Origin of the sequence: Streptococcus oralis subsp. dentisani (assembly GCF_003944205.1) — a bacterium.
Taxonomy (GTDB): domain Bacteria; phylum Bacillota; class Bacilli; order Lactobacillales; family Streptococcaceae; genus Streptococcus; species Streptococcus oralis_BH.
Genome location: NZ_RJPH01000004.1, coordinates 26,738 through 39,303 on the forward strand (window position 1 = coordinate 26,738; position 12,566 = coordinate 39,303).

16 protein-coding genes are annotated in these 12,566 nt (G+C 41.3%); all 16 read left to right on the forward strand.

The genetic code is table 11. From position 1 onward, the window contains the following. Window positions 1-55 precede the first annotated feature (55 nt). The 16 genes from D8805_RS04205 (at window position 56) to fusA (ending at window position 12,477) form a co-directional block, all read left to right on the forward strand. A complete protein-coding gene (locus tag D8805_RS04205; protein WP_125415594.1) occupies window positions 56-559 on the forward strand; it encodes a phosphatase PAP2 family protein in 504 nt (167 codons plus the stop codon). Between the two features lie 113 nt (window positions 560-672). Beyond that, window positions 673-1,119: a LytTR family DNA-binding domain-containing protein gene (locus D8805_RS04210; RefSeq protein ID WP_042902924.1), complete on the forward strand. Its 447-nt coding sequence runs from the start codon at window positions 673-675 to the stop codon at window positions 1,117-1,119. A 5-nt stretch (window positions 1,120-1,124) separates the two neighbouring features. Further along, on the forward strand, window positions 1,125-1,799 hold the full coding sequence (locus D8805_RS04215) for a LiaF transmembrane domain-containing protein (protein ID WP_000725743.1): 675 nt from the start codon (window positions 1,125-1,127) through the stop codon (window positions 1,797-1,799). A 104-nt stretch (window positions 1,800-1,903) separates the two neighbouring features. Then, complete coding sequence (gene rpmB, locus D8805_RS04220; RefSeq protein ID WP_001140948.1) at window positions 1,904-2,092, forward strand: 50S ribosomal protein L28; 189 nt, start codon at window positions 1,904-1,906, stop codon at window positions 2,090-2,092. 152 nt (window positions 2,093-2,244) lie between these two features. Next, entirely contained in the window at window positions 2,245-2,610 is a 366-nt protein-coding gene (locus tag D8805_RS04225) for an Asp23/Gls24 family envelope stress response protein (protein WP_000216434.1), read from the forward strand. A 2-nt stretch (window positions 2,611-2,612) separates the two neighbouring features. Next, window positions 2,613-4,280 (forward strand): DAK2 domain-containing protein, encoded by a 1,668-nt coding sequence (locus tag D8805_RS04230; protein WP_125415596.1) that lies wholly within the window; start codon window positions 2,613-2,615, stop codon window positions 4,278-4,280. 7 nt (window positions 4,281-4,287) lie between these two features. Continuing rightward, the gene (locus D8805_RS04235) at window positions 4,288-4,839 is read left to right on the forward strand and encodes an SP0191 family lipoprotein (protein WP_084974041.1); all 552 of its coding nucleotides are present in this window, start codon (window positions 4,288-4,290) and stop codon (window positions 4,837-4,839) included. 255 nt (window positions 4,840-5,094) lie between these two features. Then, window positions 5,095-5,301 carry a hypothetical protein gene (locus D8805_RS04240; RefSeq protein ID WP_000390701.1) on the forward strand — a complete coding sequence of 69 codons (207 nt, stop codon included), beginning with the start codon at window positions 5,095-5,097 and terminating at the stop codon, window positions 5,299-5,301. Next, complete coding sequence (locus tag D8805_RS04245; protein WP_125415598.1) at window positions 5,298-5,492, forward strand: hypothetical protein; 195 nt, start codon at window positions 5,298-5,300, stop codon at window positions 5,490-5,492. The genes D8805_RS04240 and D8805_RS04245 overlap by 4 nt, the downstream gene beginning before the upstream one ends. Then, complete coding sequence (locus D8805_RS04250; RefSeq protein ID WP_125415600.1) at window positions 5,479-6,354, forward strand: ABC transporter ATP-binding protein; 876 nt, start codon at window positions 5,479-5,481, stop codon at window positions 6,352-6,354. Before D8805_RS04245 ends, D8805_RS04250 begins: the two co-directional genes overlap by 14 nt. A gap of 12 nt (window positions 6,355-6,366) precedes the next feature. Further along, a complete protein-coding gene (locus D8805_RS04255) occupies window positions 6,367-7,101 on the forward strand; it encodes an ABC transporter permease (protein WP_000794222.1) in 735 nt (244 codons plus the stop codon). 4 nt (window positions 7,102-7,105) lie between these two features. Further along, the gene (locus tag D8805_RS04260; RefSeq protein ID WP_000890465.1) at window positions 7,106-8,203 is read left to right on the forward strand and encodes a sensor histidine kinase; all 1,098 of its coding nucleotides are present in this window, start codon (window positions 7,106-7,108) and stop codon (window positions 8,201-8,203) included. Window position 8,204: 1 nt separating this feature from the next. After that, on the forward strand, window positions 8,205-8,804 hold the full coding sequence (locus tag D8805_RS04265; protein ID WP_000772068.1) for a response regulator transcription factor: 600 nt from the start codon (window positions 8,205-8,207) through the stop codon (window positions 8,802-8,804). Between the two features lie 305 nt (window positions 8,805-9,109). Continuing rightward, the gene (rpsL, locus tag D8805_RS04275) at window positions 9,110-9,523 is read left to right on the forward strand and encodes a 30S ribosomal protein S12 (RefSeq protein WP_001142332.1); all 414 of its coding nucleotides are present in this window, start codon (window positions 9,110-9,112) and stop codon (window positions 9,521-9,523) included. A gap of 19 nt (window positions 9,524-9,542) precedes the next feature. Beyond that, window positions 9,543-10,013 (forward strand): 30S ribosomal protein S7, encoded by a 471-nt coding sequence (gene rpsG / locus D8805_RS04280; RefSeq protein WP_000087873.1) that lies wholly within the window; start codon window positions 9,543-9,545, stop codon window positions 10,011-10,013. A gap of 382 nt (window positions 10,014-10,395) precedes the next feature. Continuing rightward, entirely contained in the window at window positions 10,396-12,477 is a 2,082-nt protein-coding gene (gene fusA / locus D8805_RS04285) for an elongation factor G (RefSeq protein ID WP_000090349.1), read from the forward strand. The last annotated feature ends 89 nt before the right edge of the window (window positions 12,478-12,566 follow it).

Here is a 12,566-nt window from a genome sequence, read left to right on the forward strand (position 1 = left end):
TAGAAGACAAATGTCTCACCAGTAGACAAAAACAAGGTAATGAATGAGAAATTTAATGAAAAATTATCAAGAATGGTATCGAAATATCAGCTCCAGACTAACCAGTCGTCCCACCCTTTTATTTCTATTACGCAGTTTCAATCGTTTGATGACAGTCGCCATGCCCCTAGTCTATCTGATCTTGCTAGTCACCACTTATCTGCAATTAGGACTTGGTCAGCAAGTTGGAGTTTATGTGCTTATTCCTGCATCAGGTTTTGTGATTTTGTCTCTTCTTCGTAAGAAAATCAACCACCCGCGGCCTTATGAAACTTGGGATATCTGTCCCCTGCTTGAAAAAGATAGCTCGGGACAGTCGATGCCCAGTCGCCATGTTTTTTCGGCAACCATCATCTCCATGGCCTGTCTGCATGCTAGTCTACCTGTTGGCTTAGCATGCTTGCTCTTCTCAGCTTTGCTGGGCTTGGTGAGGGTTTTAGGGGGCGTTCATTATCCCAAGGATGTCTTGGTTGGCTATGCTTGTGGTCTGGTGTGGGGATTCCTTTTCTTCCTATTCTGACATGTAAGTTAAGCTAGTCCTACAACCACTTACTGCTTCAAATTGACCACTTGCTTTTTTGCCCTTGTATTCCTAACTTAGCTTTGATATAGTAGAGTCAGAAAGGAGATGTGATGAAGTTACGAATTGAGATTGACGGCGATTTAGAAGAAACTGAAATTGTCATCAAGACACCCACTTTGACAGATGAAATTGCAGATTTGCAGCGGCTCTTGCAAGAGTCAAAGGCTCCGAGGTTGACTTTTTACAAGGGGACAGGTGAATATTACCTAGACCTTTCAGAAATTCTCTTCTTTGAAACAGAAGGGAGCAAGATCTACGCTCATAACCAGAAGGAAGCCTATGAAGTTCGTCTCAAACTTTATGAGTTGGAGTCCATCTTGCCTCGTTATTTTAGTCGAGTTTCCAAGTCAACGATCGCAAACATCCGTCAGATTTACTCAGTGGACAAGTCCTTTTCAGGAACGGGGACCATTTCCTTTTATCAGACGCACAAGGAGGTTCATGTCTCACGGCATTACCAATCCCTCCTTAAAGAAAATCTAAGAAACATGAGGTAAAAAACATGAAAAAGAAAGCATTTGGTATTGTTTTATTGGTTTTAGCAGCTTGGATCTTGCTGCAAGGGAATTTTGGCATTCCTTCTTTGGATGGTAAGATATGGCCTTTACTAGGTATTGTTTTTTTTGCTTATAAGTCCATTGAGTCCATCCTTAGACGCCATCTCACTTCGGCAGTTTTTACAGGGTTACTAGCGCTCATCATTGCAAATTACGCTTATGACTTGTTACCAGTTACCAATCATTCTCTCATCTGGGCTAGCATCTTGGTGGTACTCGGTGTTGGTTATCTTACTCACTCAAGTAAGTTCTGGAATGAAAAAAAATGGTGGTACGATGGGAAAAAAACAGTCGTCACGGATAAGGAAGTCGCTTTTGGTAGCGGGACCTTCTATAAGCAAGATCAAGATCTCGTAGATGACCAAGTGGAAGTCGCTTTTGGGGATGCTAAAATCTACTATGATAATGCAGAGATGTTAGGTGATTTTGCAACTTTAAATATTGAAGTGGCCTTCGGGAATGCAACTGTCTATGTTCCACAACACTGGCGTGTCGATTTGAAAGTAGAAACCTCCTTTGGTGCAGCTAAGGCAGATGCTCCTGTAGCGCCAACAAACAAAACCTTGATTATCCGTGGAGAAGTGGCCTTTGGTAAACTTGGAGTTGTTTACGTTAAATAAAAAAATAGTTTAGGCCCTTGATAAATTCAAGAAAGTGTGATAACATAGTACGGTATGTGGTGCTAGCACATCCGCTATATTAGATCTAATAGGAGGAAAACACAATGGCTAAAGTATGTTACTTTACAGGTCGTAAGACTGTATCTGGAAACAACCGTTCACACGCGATGAACCAAACAAAACGTGCCGTAAAACCAAACCTTCAAAAAGTTACTGTTCTTATCGATGGTAAACCTAAAAAAGTTTGGGCTTCAGCTCGTGCTTTGAAATCAGGTAAAGTTGAACGCGTTTAATAAAAATGAAAAGACCGCTTAGGTCTTTTTCTTTTGCTCTAAGGATAAAACCATTTGAAAAATAGAGTAAATATACGCAGATACAGCATTCTGCTTTTACACTTGGGCTGAAATATGATAAAATAGAGTATCAACTAGTTGAGGTAAAAAAAATGACTGTAAAAATTAATACAAAAGATGGTCAAATCGAACTGACAGATGAAGTGATTGCAACCGTAGTAGGTGGTGCCGCAACTGAGATTTTTGGTGTGGTCGGTATGGCTAGTAAAAATGCCCTCAAAGACAATTTCCAAGCCCTTCTTGGTAAGGAAAATTATTCTAAGGGTGTTGTTATAAAAGCAGCCGAAGATGGTAGCATTGCAGTTGATGTTTATACCGTATTGAGCTACGGAGTAAAGATAAGCGAAGTGTCAAAAAACATTCAAGAGCGTGTTCGTTTTAGTTTAGAAAATCAACTAGGAATTACTGCTCAGACTGTGAATGTCTACATTCAAAATATCAAAGTTGTAGGAGAATAATCGTGTCAAAAATTACTACCAGTTTATTCCAAGAGATGGTGCAGGCTGCATCAACTCGTTTGAATAAGCAAGCAGAATATGTCAATTCATTAAACGTCTTTCCAGTTCCAGATGGAGATACTGGGACAAACATGGGAATGACCATTGAGAATGGTGCGAAAGAAGTAGCAGACAAGCCTGCTTCTACAGTTGGAGAAGTAGCGAGCATTCTTGCCAAAGGGCTCTTGATGGGTGCGCGTGGGAACTCAGGGGTTATCACTTCTCAGCTCTTCCGTGGCTTCTCTCAGGCTATCAAGGAAAAAGATGAATTAACAGGTCAAGACTTGGCTCTTGCCTTCCAATCCGGTGTCGAAGTAGCTTATAAAGCGGTTATGAAACCAGTTGAAGGGACCATTTTGACTGTTTCTCGTGGAGCGGCTATTGGGGCTAAGAAAAAAGCCGAGGAGACAGATGATGCTGTTGAGGTCATGCGTGCAGCCTTGGAAGGTGCAAAAGCAGCTTTGGCTAAGACACCAGAAATGCTTCCAGTCCTTAAGGAAGTTGGTGTGGTAGACTCAGGTGGTCAAGGTTTGGTCTTCATCTACGAAGGATTCCTTTCAGCTCTTACTGGTGAATACAGTGCTTCTGAAGACTTTGTAGCGACTCCTGCTAACATGAGTGAAATGATCAATGCAGAGCACCACAAGTCTGTAGCAGGTCATGTGGCAACTGAGGATATTACCTTCGGTTATTGTACGGAGATCATGGTTGCTCTCAAACAAGGACCAACTTATTCTAAGGACTTTGACTATGATGAATTCCGCAATTACTTGAATGAGCTAGGCGATTCTCTACTTGTCGTCAACGATGATGAGATCGTCAAAGTTCACGTCCATACAGAAGACCCAGGTCTTGTTATGCAAGAAGGTCTTAAATATGGTAGCTTGGTCAAGGTTAAAGTGGACAACATGCGCAACCAACACGAAGCACAAGTTGAAAAAGAAGCAGCACAAGTCAGCAAGCCAGCTGAAGAGAAGGAGTATGCCCTTATCGCAGTAGTAGCTGGTCAAGGATTGGCAGATATCTTCCGTGCCCAAGGTGTGGATTATGTCATTGAAGGCGGGCAGACGATGAACCCTTCAACAGAGGACTTTATCAAGGCTGTTGAGCAAGTCAATGCTCGCAACATTATCTTCTTACCAAACAACAAAAATATCTTTATGGCAGCTCAGTCTGCGGCTGAAGTGCTTGAACAACCTGCTGTTGTGGTAGAAGCACGTACAATTCCTCAAGGTTTGACGAGCCTCCTTGCCTTTGACCCAAGCAAGTCTATCGAAGAAAATAAAGAACGAATGACTGCAGCTCTTGGCGATGTCATCAGCGGTAGTGTAACGACTGCCGTTCGTGACACAACTATCGATGGTTTGGAAATCCATGAAAATGACAATCTTGGTATGGTTGATGGCAAAATCCTTGTGTCAAACCCTGACATGCACCAAACCTTGACTGAAACTTTGAAACATATGTTGGACGAAGATAGTGAAATCGTGACTTTCTATGTCGGTGAAGACGGAAGCGAAGAACTTGCCAATGAAATTGCCCAAGAAATCGCAGAAGAATTTGAAGATGTTGAAGTAGAGATTCATCAAGGTCAACAACCTGTATATCCATATCTTTTCAGTGTGGAATAGGAGATTTATGAAAAAAGTTTTAGGATTGATTTTTGTAGCATTACTTGCTCTTGCTGGCTGTGGTCAAACCAACACCGCAACAACAGAGTCAAGTAGTTCAGCAAGTTCGGTTGATTCATCTAGTCAGGCCAGTCAGGTAAAAGAAGAAATCAAGGAAACAACCAAAGTCCTTAAAGGGAAGATGAACGAACTTGATGTAACCATGACTTTTGTTTATACAGATGTTGTAAAACGATACAAGATGGATATGTTGGGAGAAATGGGAGAGGAGATTCCTGCAGAAATTACTCCAGAAGAATTTCAAGCAGTCTTTCGCGAAGCTGTGGAAAGCTCTCCAGAGTATATTGAAATCAAGGACGAACCTGGTGTTAAGGTTGAATATTTTATCGCCGATAATAAGAAGGTGAGAATAGTTATCGATCTTGACCTTGAAAAAGCAGATATGGATAGAGTTAAAAAGACTTATTTCTTTGAACCACTTGAGGATAGTATAGAAGACTTTAAGAAGCCAAACGCTCTGATTGCTGGTTTAAAATTACAAGGATTCAAAGAAGAATAAACGAAAGAGGCTAGGACGAAAAATCCTGCCCTCTTTTTATTTGTAAGAATCCTTTGTACGAGCAACGAACGAAGATCAGGCTTTTTTAGACTTCAAACGGTTTCTAATCTTATTCACGGGACCTAGGGACTAGGAAATTGATGCTTAGTATAGGGATATCTATCCCACCGCCTCTTTTTATGACATTTGTCATATTTCCTAGTGACAGAAGCATCTAGCTCCGTCAACTTCAAAAGACTATAATTGAAGTAGAAACTGGAGGAAGAAGAAATGAAAAATAAAATGATTGTCGCAGTGAGTTTAGTAGCAGCGGGAGTTATGACCTATCTCATGTTTTCAGGATTGGATGAGGGTTTCTATCATTTTCCTTGGGAGCTCTTTGCTGGCTTTGGAATGATGTCTTGGCTTGTCAGAGAAGGTTTAAAATTGGTCAGAGATGTGAAAAAGGAGTTTGAGGAATGAAAAAGGCAATCATCTATCTCTTTATCGGCCTGTCACTCTTGGTATGGTTAGTGGAAATGTTTACTGGTTGGTTTGACCAAACCTTGCTTCGCCAATTTATTCGTGGTGCTTGGGGTTTTGGATTTATGGTTTTCGTTGTTTTCCCTATGGGAATGGAGTGGTTGAAAGGAGAATCTCATGACTGTGATTAAAGTTGAGAAATTGAGTAAGAAAATAAAAGACAAGGAGATCTTGCGGAACATCTCTTTTGAAATCCACCATGGTGAATGTGTCGCTTTGATTGGGCCTAACGGAGCAGGTAAAACAACCTTGATTGATTGCCTCTTAGGCGACAAGTTCATGAGCTCAGGACATGTAGCCATTCAAGGCTTTGCACCAACAGATCCTCGATTAAAGCAGCTTATTTCTGTCTTGCCCCAAGAAAATGCAGTTGTTCAAAGCTTGAAAGTGAAAGAACTTCTATCATTTTTCAAGTCACTTTATCCCGACAGCCTTTCAGACAAAGAAATTGATGACTTGCTGAGATTCTCAGACAAGCAGAAAAATCAGCTAGCGGGCAAGTTGTCTGGTGGGCAAAAACGTTTGTTCTCTTTCGTGTTGACTTTAATAGGTCGTCCGAAAATTCTATTTTTAGACGAGCCAACTGCTGCCATGGATACCTCGACACGCCAGCATTTTTGGAAAATTGTTAATCGATTAAAGAAAAATGGTGTGACCATTGTTTATTCTTCCCACTATATCGAAGAGGTGGAACATACGGCTGATCGCATTTTGGTCCTCCATAAGGGAGAATTGATTCGTGACACGACGCCTTATGCTATGCGTGGTGAAGAACAAGAAAAACATTTTATGGTACCTCTAACTTATCAGGAAGTTATCAGAACTTTGGATCAGGTTCAAGAGCTTGAAATCAAGCAAAATGCTCTTTCCTTCACAACCAAAGAAGCCAGCCAGGTATGGAAAGTCTTGCAAGAACAGGGCTGCACGATCGAAGAAATTGAAGTTCGCAATCGAACTCTCTTAGATAGTATCTTTGAAACGACTCAAGACTAAAGGAGATTGACGATGAAAAATATGACAAGTCTCATGAAAGTGGAAATCATTCTGATGAAACGGCAAGCAGTCTACTACTTGCTATCCATCGGACTTCCAAGTGTGTTTTACCTTATTTTCTCTGGTATGATGTCAGGGTCAGACATTCCAGAAATTGCTCTTCAAGCCTATCTTTTTGCCATGACGCTCTTTAGTATCATGTCAAGCGCCTTTTTCAGTATCCCTAGCACACTCGAGTCTGATAAGACAAACAACTGGCAAAAATTGATTCAACATTCTCCAGTATCTATGGTAGAATATTATGTATCAAAACTGTTCAGTACTCTGCTGACTTTCTTGTTATCAATTATAGTTGTCTTTTCGGTTGGTCATTTTGTCCGTGGAGTGACTCTGCCTTGGCTTGATTGGTTGGTGATTGGAGTTATTTTGCTGGTCGGAAGCGTGGTCTTTATCAGCATGGGTGTCTTGGTGAGCTTGCTTCCCAGTGCTCAATTGATGACGGTTATTGGAAATATTGCCTATATTGCTTTGGCTGTCCTAGGTGGACTCTGGTTCCCTTTGAGTTCCTTCCCAGAATGGCTCCAATCCATTGGAAAACTGACTCCAACCTATCAACTGATGCAGGTCGTCTCTACTTATATGGAACACCACGAGTTTAACATTCTTGCCACCTTGGTTGTACTAGGTTATACAGTTTTCTTTGGTGTACTGGTAATCCAGCTGAAAAAACGGATCGAGGTAAAATAAATCTATGTTGGAAAAATTAAAAAACACTCATTATATGTTTCATATTTCATTAGTGTTTATCATCTTTCCTATAGCGGGTGTCATCAGTGGAGAGTACCCGCTTTTAACCTTGTTCTGGACATTATTATTTGTCTTAGCCTTTTATTCGATTTTATTAAGTCAAAACCGTACTGTGCAGTGGCTGGCTTGGTGGGTCATGATTGCCTACATTTTTTATACATCGGTTTGGCTGAATTCGGGTTTCACATGGTTTATCTTTTATTTATCTAATCTCCTCATTTATGAGCTGGATGAGATTTCTCTTCACTCTTGGCGTTTTGTCAGTTTTGTTGTCTTGCAGCCATTGATTTTAACCGGGATTTATATGGTCAATCATGTTAGTCCCTGGCAACTGCTCTTTTTCTTGCTGACCTTTGTCTTTTCTGATGCTTTTACCTTTGGTCTCTACCGAATTCGAGTATCAGAGGAAATAAAAGAAGAAAAGAGAAAGCAAAATGCTAAGCTCAATCTTTTCTTGGCTGAAAATGAACGCAGTCGTATCGGCCAGGATCTCCATGACAGTCTAGGCCATACCTTCGCCATGCTGAGTGTGAAGACGGATCTTGCCCTCCAACTTCTTCAAATGCAGGCCTATCCTCAAGTGGAAAAAGAATTAAAAGAAATTCATCAGATCAGTAAAGAATCTATGAATGAAGTTCGTACCATCATTGAAAATCTCAAAACCAGAACACTTGCTTCCGAGTTTGTGACTGTTAAAAAAATGCTGGAAATTGCAGGAATTGAAACGGAAATCAATCACCAACTAGATACTGCTAGCCTAACTCAGGAATTAGAATCAACGGCCTCCATGATTTTACTTGAGTTAGTGACCAACATCATCAAACATGCCAAAGCGTCGAAAGCCTACTTAAAATTAGAACGAACAGAGAAAGAACTCATTTTAACAGTAAGAGATGATGGCTGTGGCTTTGCTTCTCTAAAAGGAGATGAGCTCCATACCGTTCGAGACCGTGTCCTTCCTTTTTCAGGAGAAGTAAAGGTAATCAGTCAGAAACAGCCGACTGAAGTGCAGGTTCGACTACCTTATAAGGAGAGAAACTAAGATGAAACTACTTGTTGCAGAAGATCAAAGTATGTTGCGAGATGCTATGTGCCAGTTGCTTACCTTTCAACCAGATGTAGAGTCTGTCCTACAAGCCAAGAATGGGCAAGAAGCAATCCAACTTTTAGAAAAAGAGTCTGTAGATATCGCCATTCTTGATGTAGAGATGCCTGTTAAGACAGGTCTCGAAGTCTTGGAGTGGATACGAGCAGAAAAGTTAGAAACAAAGGTAGTTGTGGTGACAACCTTCAAGCGCCCAGGCTATTTTGAACGAGCGATCAAGGCTGGAGTGGATGCTTATGTCTTAAAAGAAAGAAGCATTGCAGACCTCATGCAAACCTTGCACACTGTTCTCGAAGGGCGCAAGGAATATTCCCCTGAATTGATGGAAGTGGTGATGACGCATCCCAATCCGTTAACAGAGCAAGAAATCGCTGTTTTAAAGGGAATCGCTCAGGGCTTATCTAATCAAGAAATCGCAGACCAACTCTATCTATCAAATGGAACCGTCCGAAACTATGTCACCAATATTCTTTCGAAACTAGATGCTGGTAATCGAACAGAGGCAGCCAACATTGCAAAAGAATCTGGTTGGCTTTGATAACAACTCAAATGATTGCTAAATTGAAGGAAATCCATACTAGAATGTAGGAGGCAAAATTGCCTCCTTTTTTGTTTTAGAAAAGCGGTGAGAGCTAGTGTCAAAGAGTTAAAAGATTAGAATAAAAATGAAAAACATCTTGACAATGAAGGAAAAAATGTGTTACAATAATAGACGGTACTTTTTACTTTTGGTCTCTCAAAAGTGTACAGGGACGTGCTGACAAATGTTGCAAAAGTACACACAGATGGTAGCTGTCACCAAGTGTATCATCACCAAAAATAAAAAAACACAGGAGAATGTAGATGCCTACAATTAACCAATTGGTTCGCAAACCGCGTAAATCAAAAGTAGAAAAATCTAAATCACCAGCTTTGAACGTTGGTTACAACAGTCATAAAAAAGTTCAAACAAATGTTTCTTCACCACAAAAACGTGGTGTTGCAACTCGTGTTGGAACAATGACACCTAAAAAACCTAACTCAGCCCTTCGTAAATTCGCTCGTGTACGTTTGAGCAACCTTATCGAAGTTACTGCCTACATCCCAGGTATCGGACACAACTTGCAAGAGCACAGCGTGGTGCTTCTTCGTGGTGGACGTGTAAAAGACCTTCCAGGGGTACGTTACCATATCGTCCGTGGTGCACTTGATACTGCAGGTGTTAACGATCGTAAACAAGGCCGTTCTAAATACGGTACTAAACGTCCAAAAGCATAAGGAAAGGGGATAAAGAGAAATGAGTCGTAAAAATAGAGCTCCAAAACGTGACGTATTGCCAGATCCGCTTTACAATTCACAACTAGTTACTCGTCTTATCAACCGCGTTATGCTTGATGGTAAACGTGGTACAGCTGCTTCAATCGTTTACGGTGCTTTTGAGCAAATCAAAGAAGCTACTGGTAACGATGCACTTGAAGTATTTGAAACAGCTATGGAAAACATCATGCCTGTACTTGAAGTACGTGCACGTCGTGTTGGTGGATCTAACTACCAAGTCCCAGTTGAAGTTCGTCCAGAACGTCGTACAACACTTGGACTTCGTTGGTTGGTAACAATCGCTCGCCTTCGTGGTGAACACACAATGCAAGACCGTCTTGCAAAAGAAATCTTGGACGCTGCGAACAACACTGGTGCAGCTGTTAAGAAACGTGAAGACACTCACCGTATGGCTGAAGCTAACCGTGCCTTCGCACACTTCCGTTGGTAAGAATAAGATACTAAGGGCGTTAAAAAAGCGACTGAAAATTAGGAAGCTTGACGTAGAATCAAAGATTCTAGGAAAGCTTATCTATTTTCCGAGCTTTTAGCCCGAGTTCAATTATGATGCTAGGAACGGTAAGGATGCAAAGTGAAAATAGGAAACTGACGCAGTATTCGACGAATACAAGGAAGTTTATCTTTTTCACACAGCATCCCGTTCCGGCTCAAATCGGCTAACTAACTTTAGCCCGAGTTCAATTCAACTTTTCACACAAGTTGAAACCAACAAAAACAAGATAATCATTGAGAACGGGTAGGTCCTGCCTATCCGTTTTTTCTAAATAATGTTATAATAGATTGTAAAATAAAAAATAGGAGAAACTAACCTCATGGCACGCGAATTTTCACTTGAAAAAACTCGTAATATCGGTATCATGGCTCACGTCGATGCCGGTAAAACAACAACTACTGAGCGTATTCTTTACTACACTGGTAAAATCCACAAAATCGGTGAAACACACGAAGGTGCGTCACAAATGGACTGGATGGAGCAAGAGCAAGAACGTGGTATCACTATCACATCTGCTGCGACAACAGCTCAATGGAACAACCACCGCGTAAACATCATCGACACACCAGGACACGTGGACTTCACAATCGAAGTACAACGTTCTCTTCGTGTATTGGATGGTGCGGTTACCGTTCTTGACTCACAATCAGGTGTTGAGCCTCAAACTGAAACAGTTTGGCGTCAAGCAACTGAATACGGAGTTCCACGTATCGTATTTGCCAACAAAATGGACAAAATCGGTGCTGACTTCCTTTACTCTGTAAGCACACTTCACGATCGTCTTCAAGCAAATGCACACCCAATCCAATTGCCAATCGGTTCTGAAGATGACTTCCGTGGTATCATCGACTTGATCAAAATGAAAGCTGAAATCTATACTAACGACCTTGGTACAGATATCCTTGAAGAAGATATTCCAGCTGAATACCTTGACCAAGCTCAAGAATACCGTGAAAAATTGATCGAAGCAGTTGCTGAAACTGACGAAGAATTGATGATGAAATACCTTGAAGGTGAAGAAATCACTAACGAAGAATTGAAAGCTGGTATCCGTAAAGCGACTATCAACGTTGAATTCTTCCCAGTATTGTGTGGTTCTGCCTTCAAGAATAAAGGTGTTCAATTGATGCTTGATGCAGTTATCGACTACCTTCCAAGTCCACTTGACATCCCAGCGATCAAAGGTATTAACCCAGATACTGATGAAGAAGAAACTCGTCCAGCATCTGATGAAGAGCCATTTGCAGCTCTTGCCTTCAAGATTATGACTGACCCATTCGTAGGTCGTTTGACATTCTTCCGTGTTTACTCAGGTGTTCTTCAATCAGGTTCTTACGTATTGAACACTTCTAAAGGTAAACGTGAACGTATCGGACGTATCCTTCAAATGCACGCTAACAGCCGTCAAGAAATCGACACTGTTTACTCAGGTGATATCGCTGCTGCCGTTGGTTTGAAAGATACTACAACTGGTGACTCTTTGACTGATGAAAAAGCTAAAATCATCCTTGAGTCAATCAACGTTCCAGAACCAGTTATCCAATTGATGGTTGAGCCAAAATCTAAAGCAGACCAAGACAAGATGGGTATCGCCCTTCAAAAATTGGCTGAAGAAGATCCAACATTCCGCGTTGAAACAAACGTTGAAACTGGTGAAACAGTTATCTCTGGTATGGGTGAGCTTCACCTTGATGTCCTTGTTGACCGTATGCGTCGTGAGTTCAAAGTTGAAGCGAACGTAGGTGCTCCTCAAGTATCTTACCGTGAAACATTCCGCGCTTCTACTCAAGCACGTGGATTCTTCAAACGTCAGTCTGGTGGTAAAGGTCAATTCGGTGATGTATGGATTGAATTTACTCCAAACGAAGAAGGTAAAGGATTCGAATTCGAAAACGCAATCGTCGGTGGTGTGGTTCCTCGTGAATTTATCCCAGCGGTTGAAAAAGGTTTGGTAGAATCTATGGCTAACGGTGTTCTTGCAGGCTACCCAATGGTTGACGTTAAAGCTAAGCTTTACGATGGTTCATACCACGATGTCGACTCATCTGAAACTGCCTTCAAGATCGCGGCTTCACTTGCTCTTAAAGAAGCTGCTAAGACTGCACAACCAGCTATCCTTGAGCCAATGATGCTTGTAACCATCACTGTTCCTGAAGAAAACCTTGGTGATGTTATGGGTCACGTAACTGCTCGTCGTGGACGTGTTGATGGTATGGAAGCACACGGTAACAGTCAAATCGTACGTGCTTACGTTCCACTTGCTGAAATGTTCGGTTACGCAACAGTTCTTCGTTCTGCATCTCAAGGACGTGGTACCTTCATGATGGTATTTGACCACTACGAAGATGTACCTAAATCAGTACAAGAAGAAATCATTAAGAAAAACAAAGGTGAAGACTAATCAGTCCTCACTCTAGAAGGAAGTCACTTAGTGGCTTCCTTTTTATGTTCTATATCAAGGAAGGTTAGAAAAATATACCCTAAACTAAA

Bases quoted from the DNA above. Each gene is read 5' to 3' on its own strand.
- D8805_RS04205 (WP_125415594.1), top strand. From the start codon at position 56: ATGAAAAATTATCAAGAATGGTATCGAAATATCAGCTCCAGACTAACC.
- D8805_RS04210 (WP_042902924.1), top strand. From the start codon at position 673: ATGAAGTTACGAATTGAGATTGACGGCGATTTAGAAGAAACTGAAATT.
- D8805_RS04215 (WP_000725743.1), top strand. From the start codon at position 1,125: ATGAAAAAGAAAGCATTTGGTATTGTTTTATTGGTTTTAGCAGCTTGG.
- rpmB (WP_001140948.1), top strand. From the start codon at position 1,904: ATGGCTAAAGTATGTTACTTTACAGGTCGTAAGACTGTATCTGGAAAC.
- D8805_RS04225 (WP_000216434.1), top strand. From the start codon at position 2,245: ATGACTGTAAAAATTAATACAAAAGATGGTCAAATCGAACTGACAGAT.
- D8805_RS04235 (WP_084974041.1), top strand. From the start codon at position 4,288: ATGAAAAAAGTTTTAGGATTGATTTTTGTAGCATTACTTGCTCTTGCT.
- D8805_RS04245 (WP_125415598.1), top strand. From the start codon at position 5,298: ATGAAAAAGGCAATCATCTATCTCTTTATCGGCCTGTCACTCTTGGTA.
- D8805_RS04250 (WP_125415600.1), top strand. From the start codon at position 5,479: ATGACTGTGATTAAAGTTGAGAAATTGAGTAAGAAAATAAAAGACAAG.
- D8805_RS04255 (WP_000794222.1), top strand. From the start codon at position 6,367: ATGAAAAATATGACAAGTCTCATGAAAGTGGAAATCATTCTGATGAAA.
- D8805_RS04260 (WP_000890465.1), top strand. From the start codon at position 7,106: ATGTTGGAAAAATTAAAAAACACTCATTATATGTTTCATATTTCATTA.
- D8805_RS04265 (WP_000772068.1), top strand. From the start codon at position 8,205: ATGAAACTACTTGTTGCAGAAGATCAAAGTATGTTGCGAGATGCTATG.
- rpsL (WP_001142332.1), top strand. From the start codon at position 9,110: ATGCCTACAATTAACCAATTGGTTCGCAAACCGCGTAAATCAAAAGTA.
- rpsG (WP_000087873.1), top strand. From the start codon at position 9,543: ATGAGTCGTAAAAATAGAGCTCCAAAACGTGACGTATTGCCAGATCCG.
- fusA (WP_000090349.1), top strand. From the start codon at position 10,396: ATGGCACGCGAATTTTCACTTGAAAAAACTCGTAATATCGGTATCATG.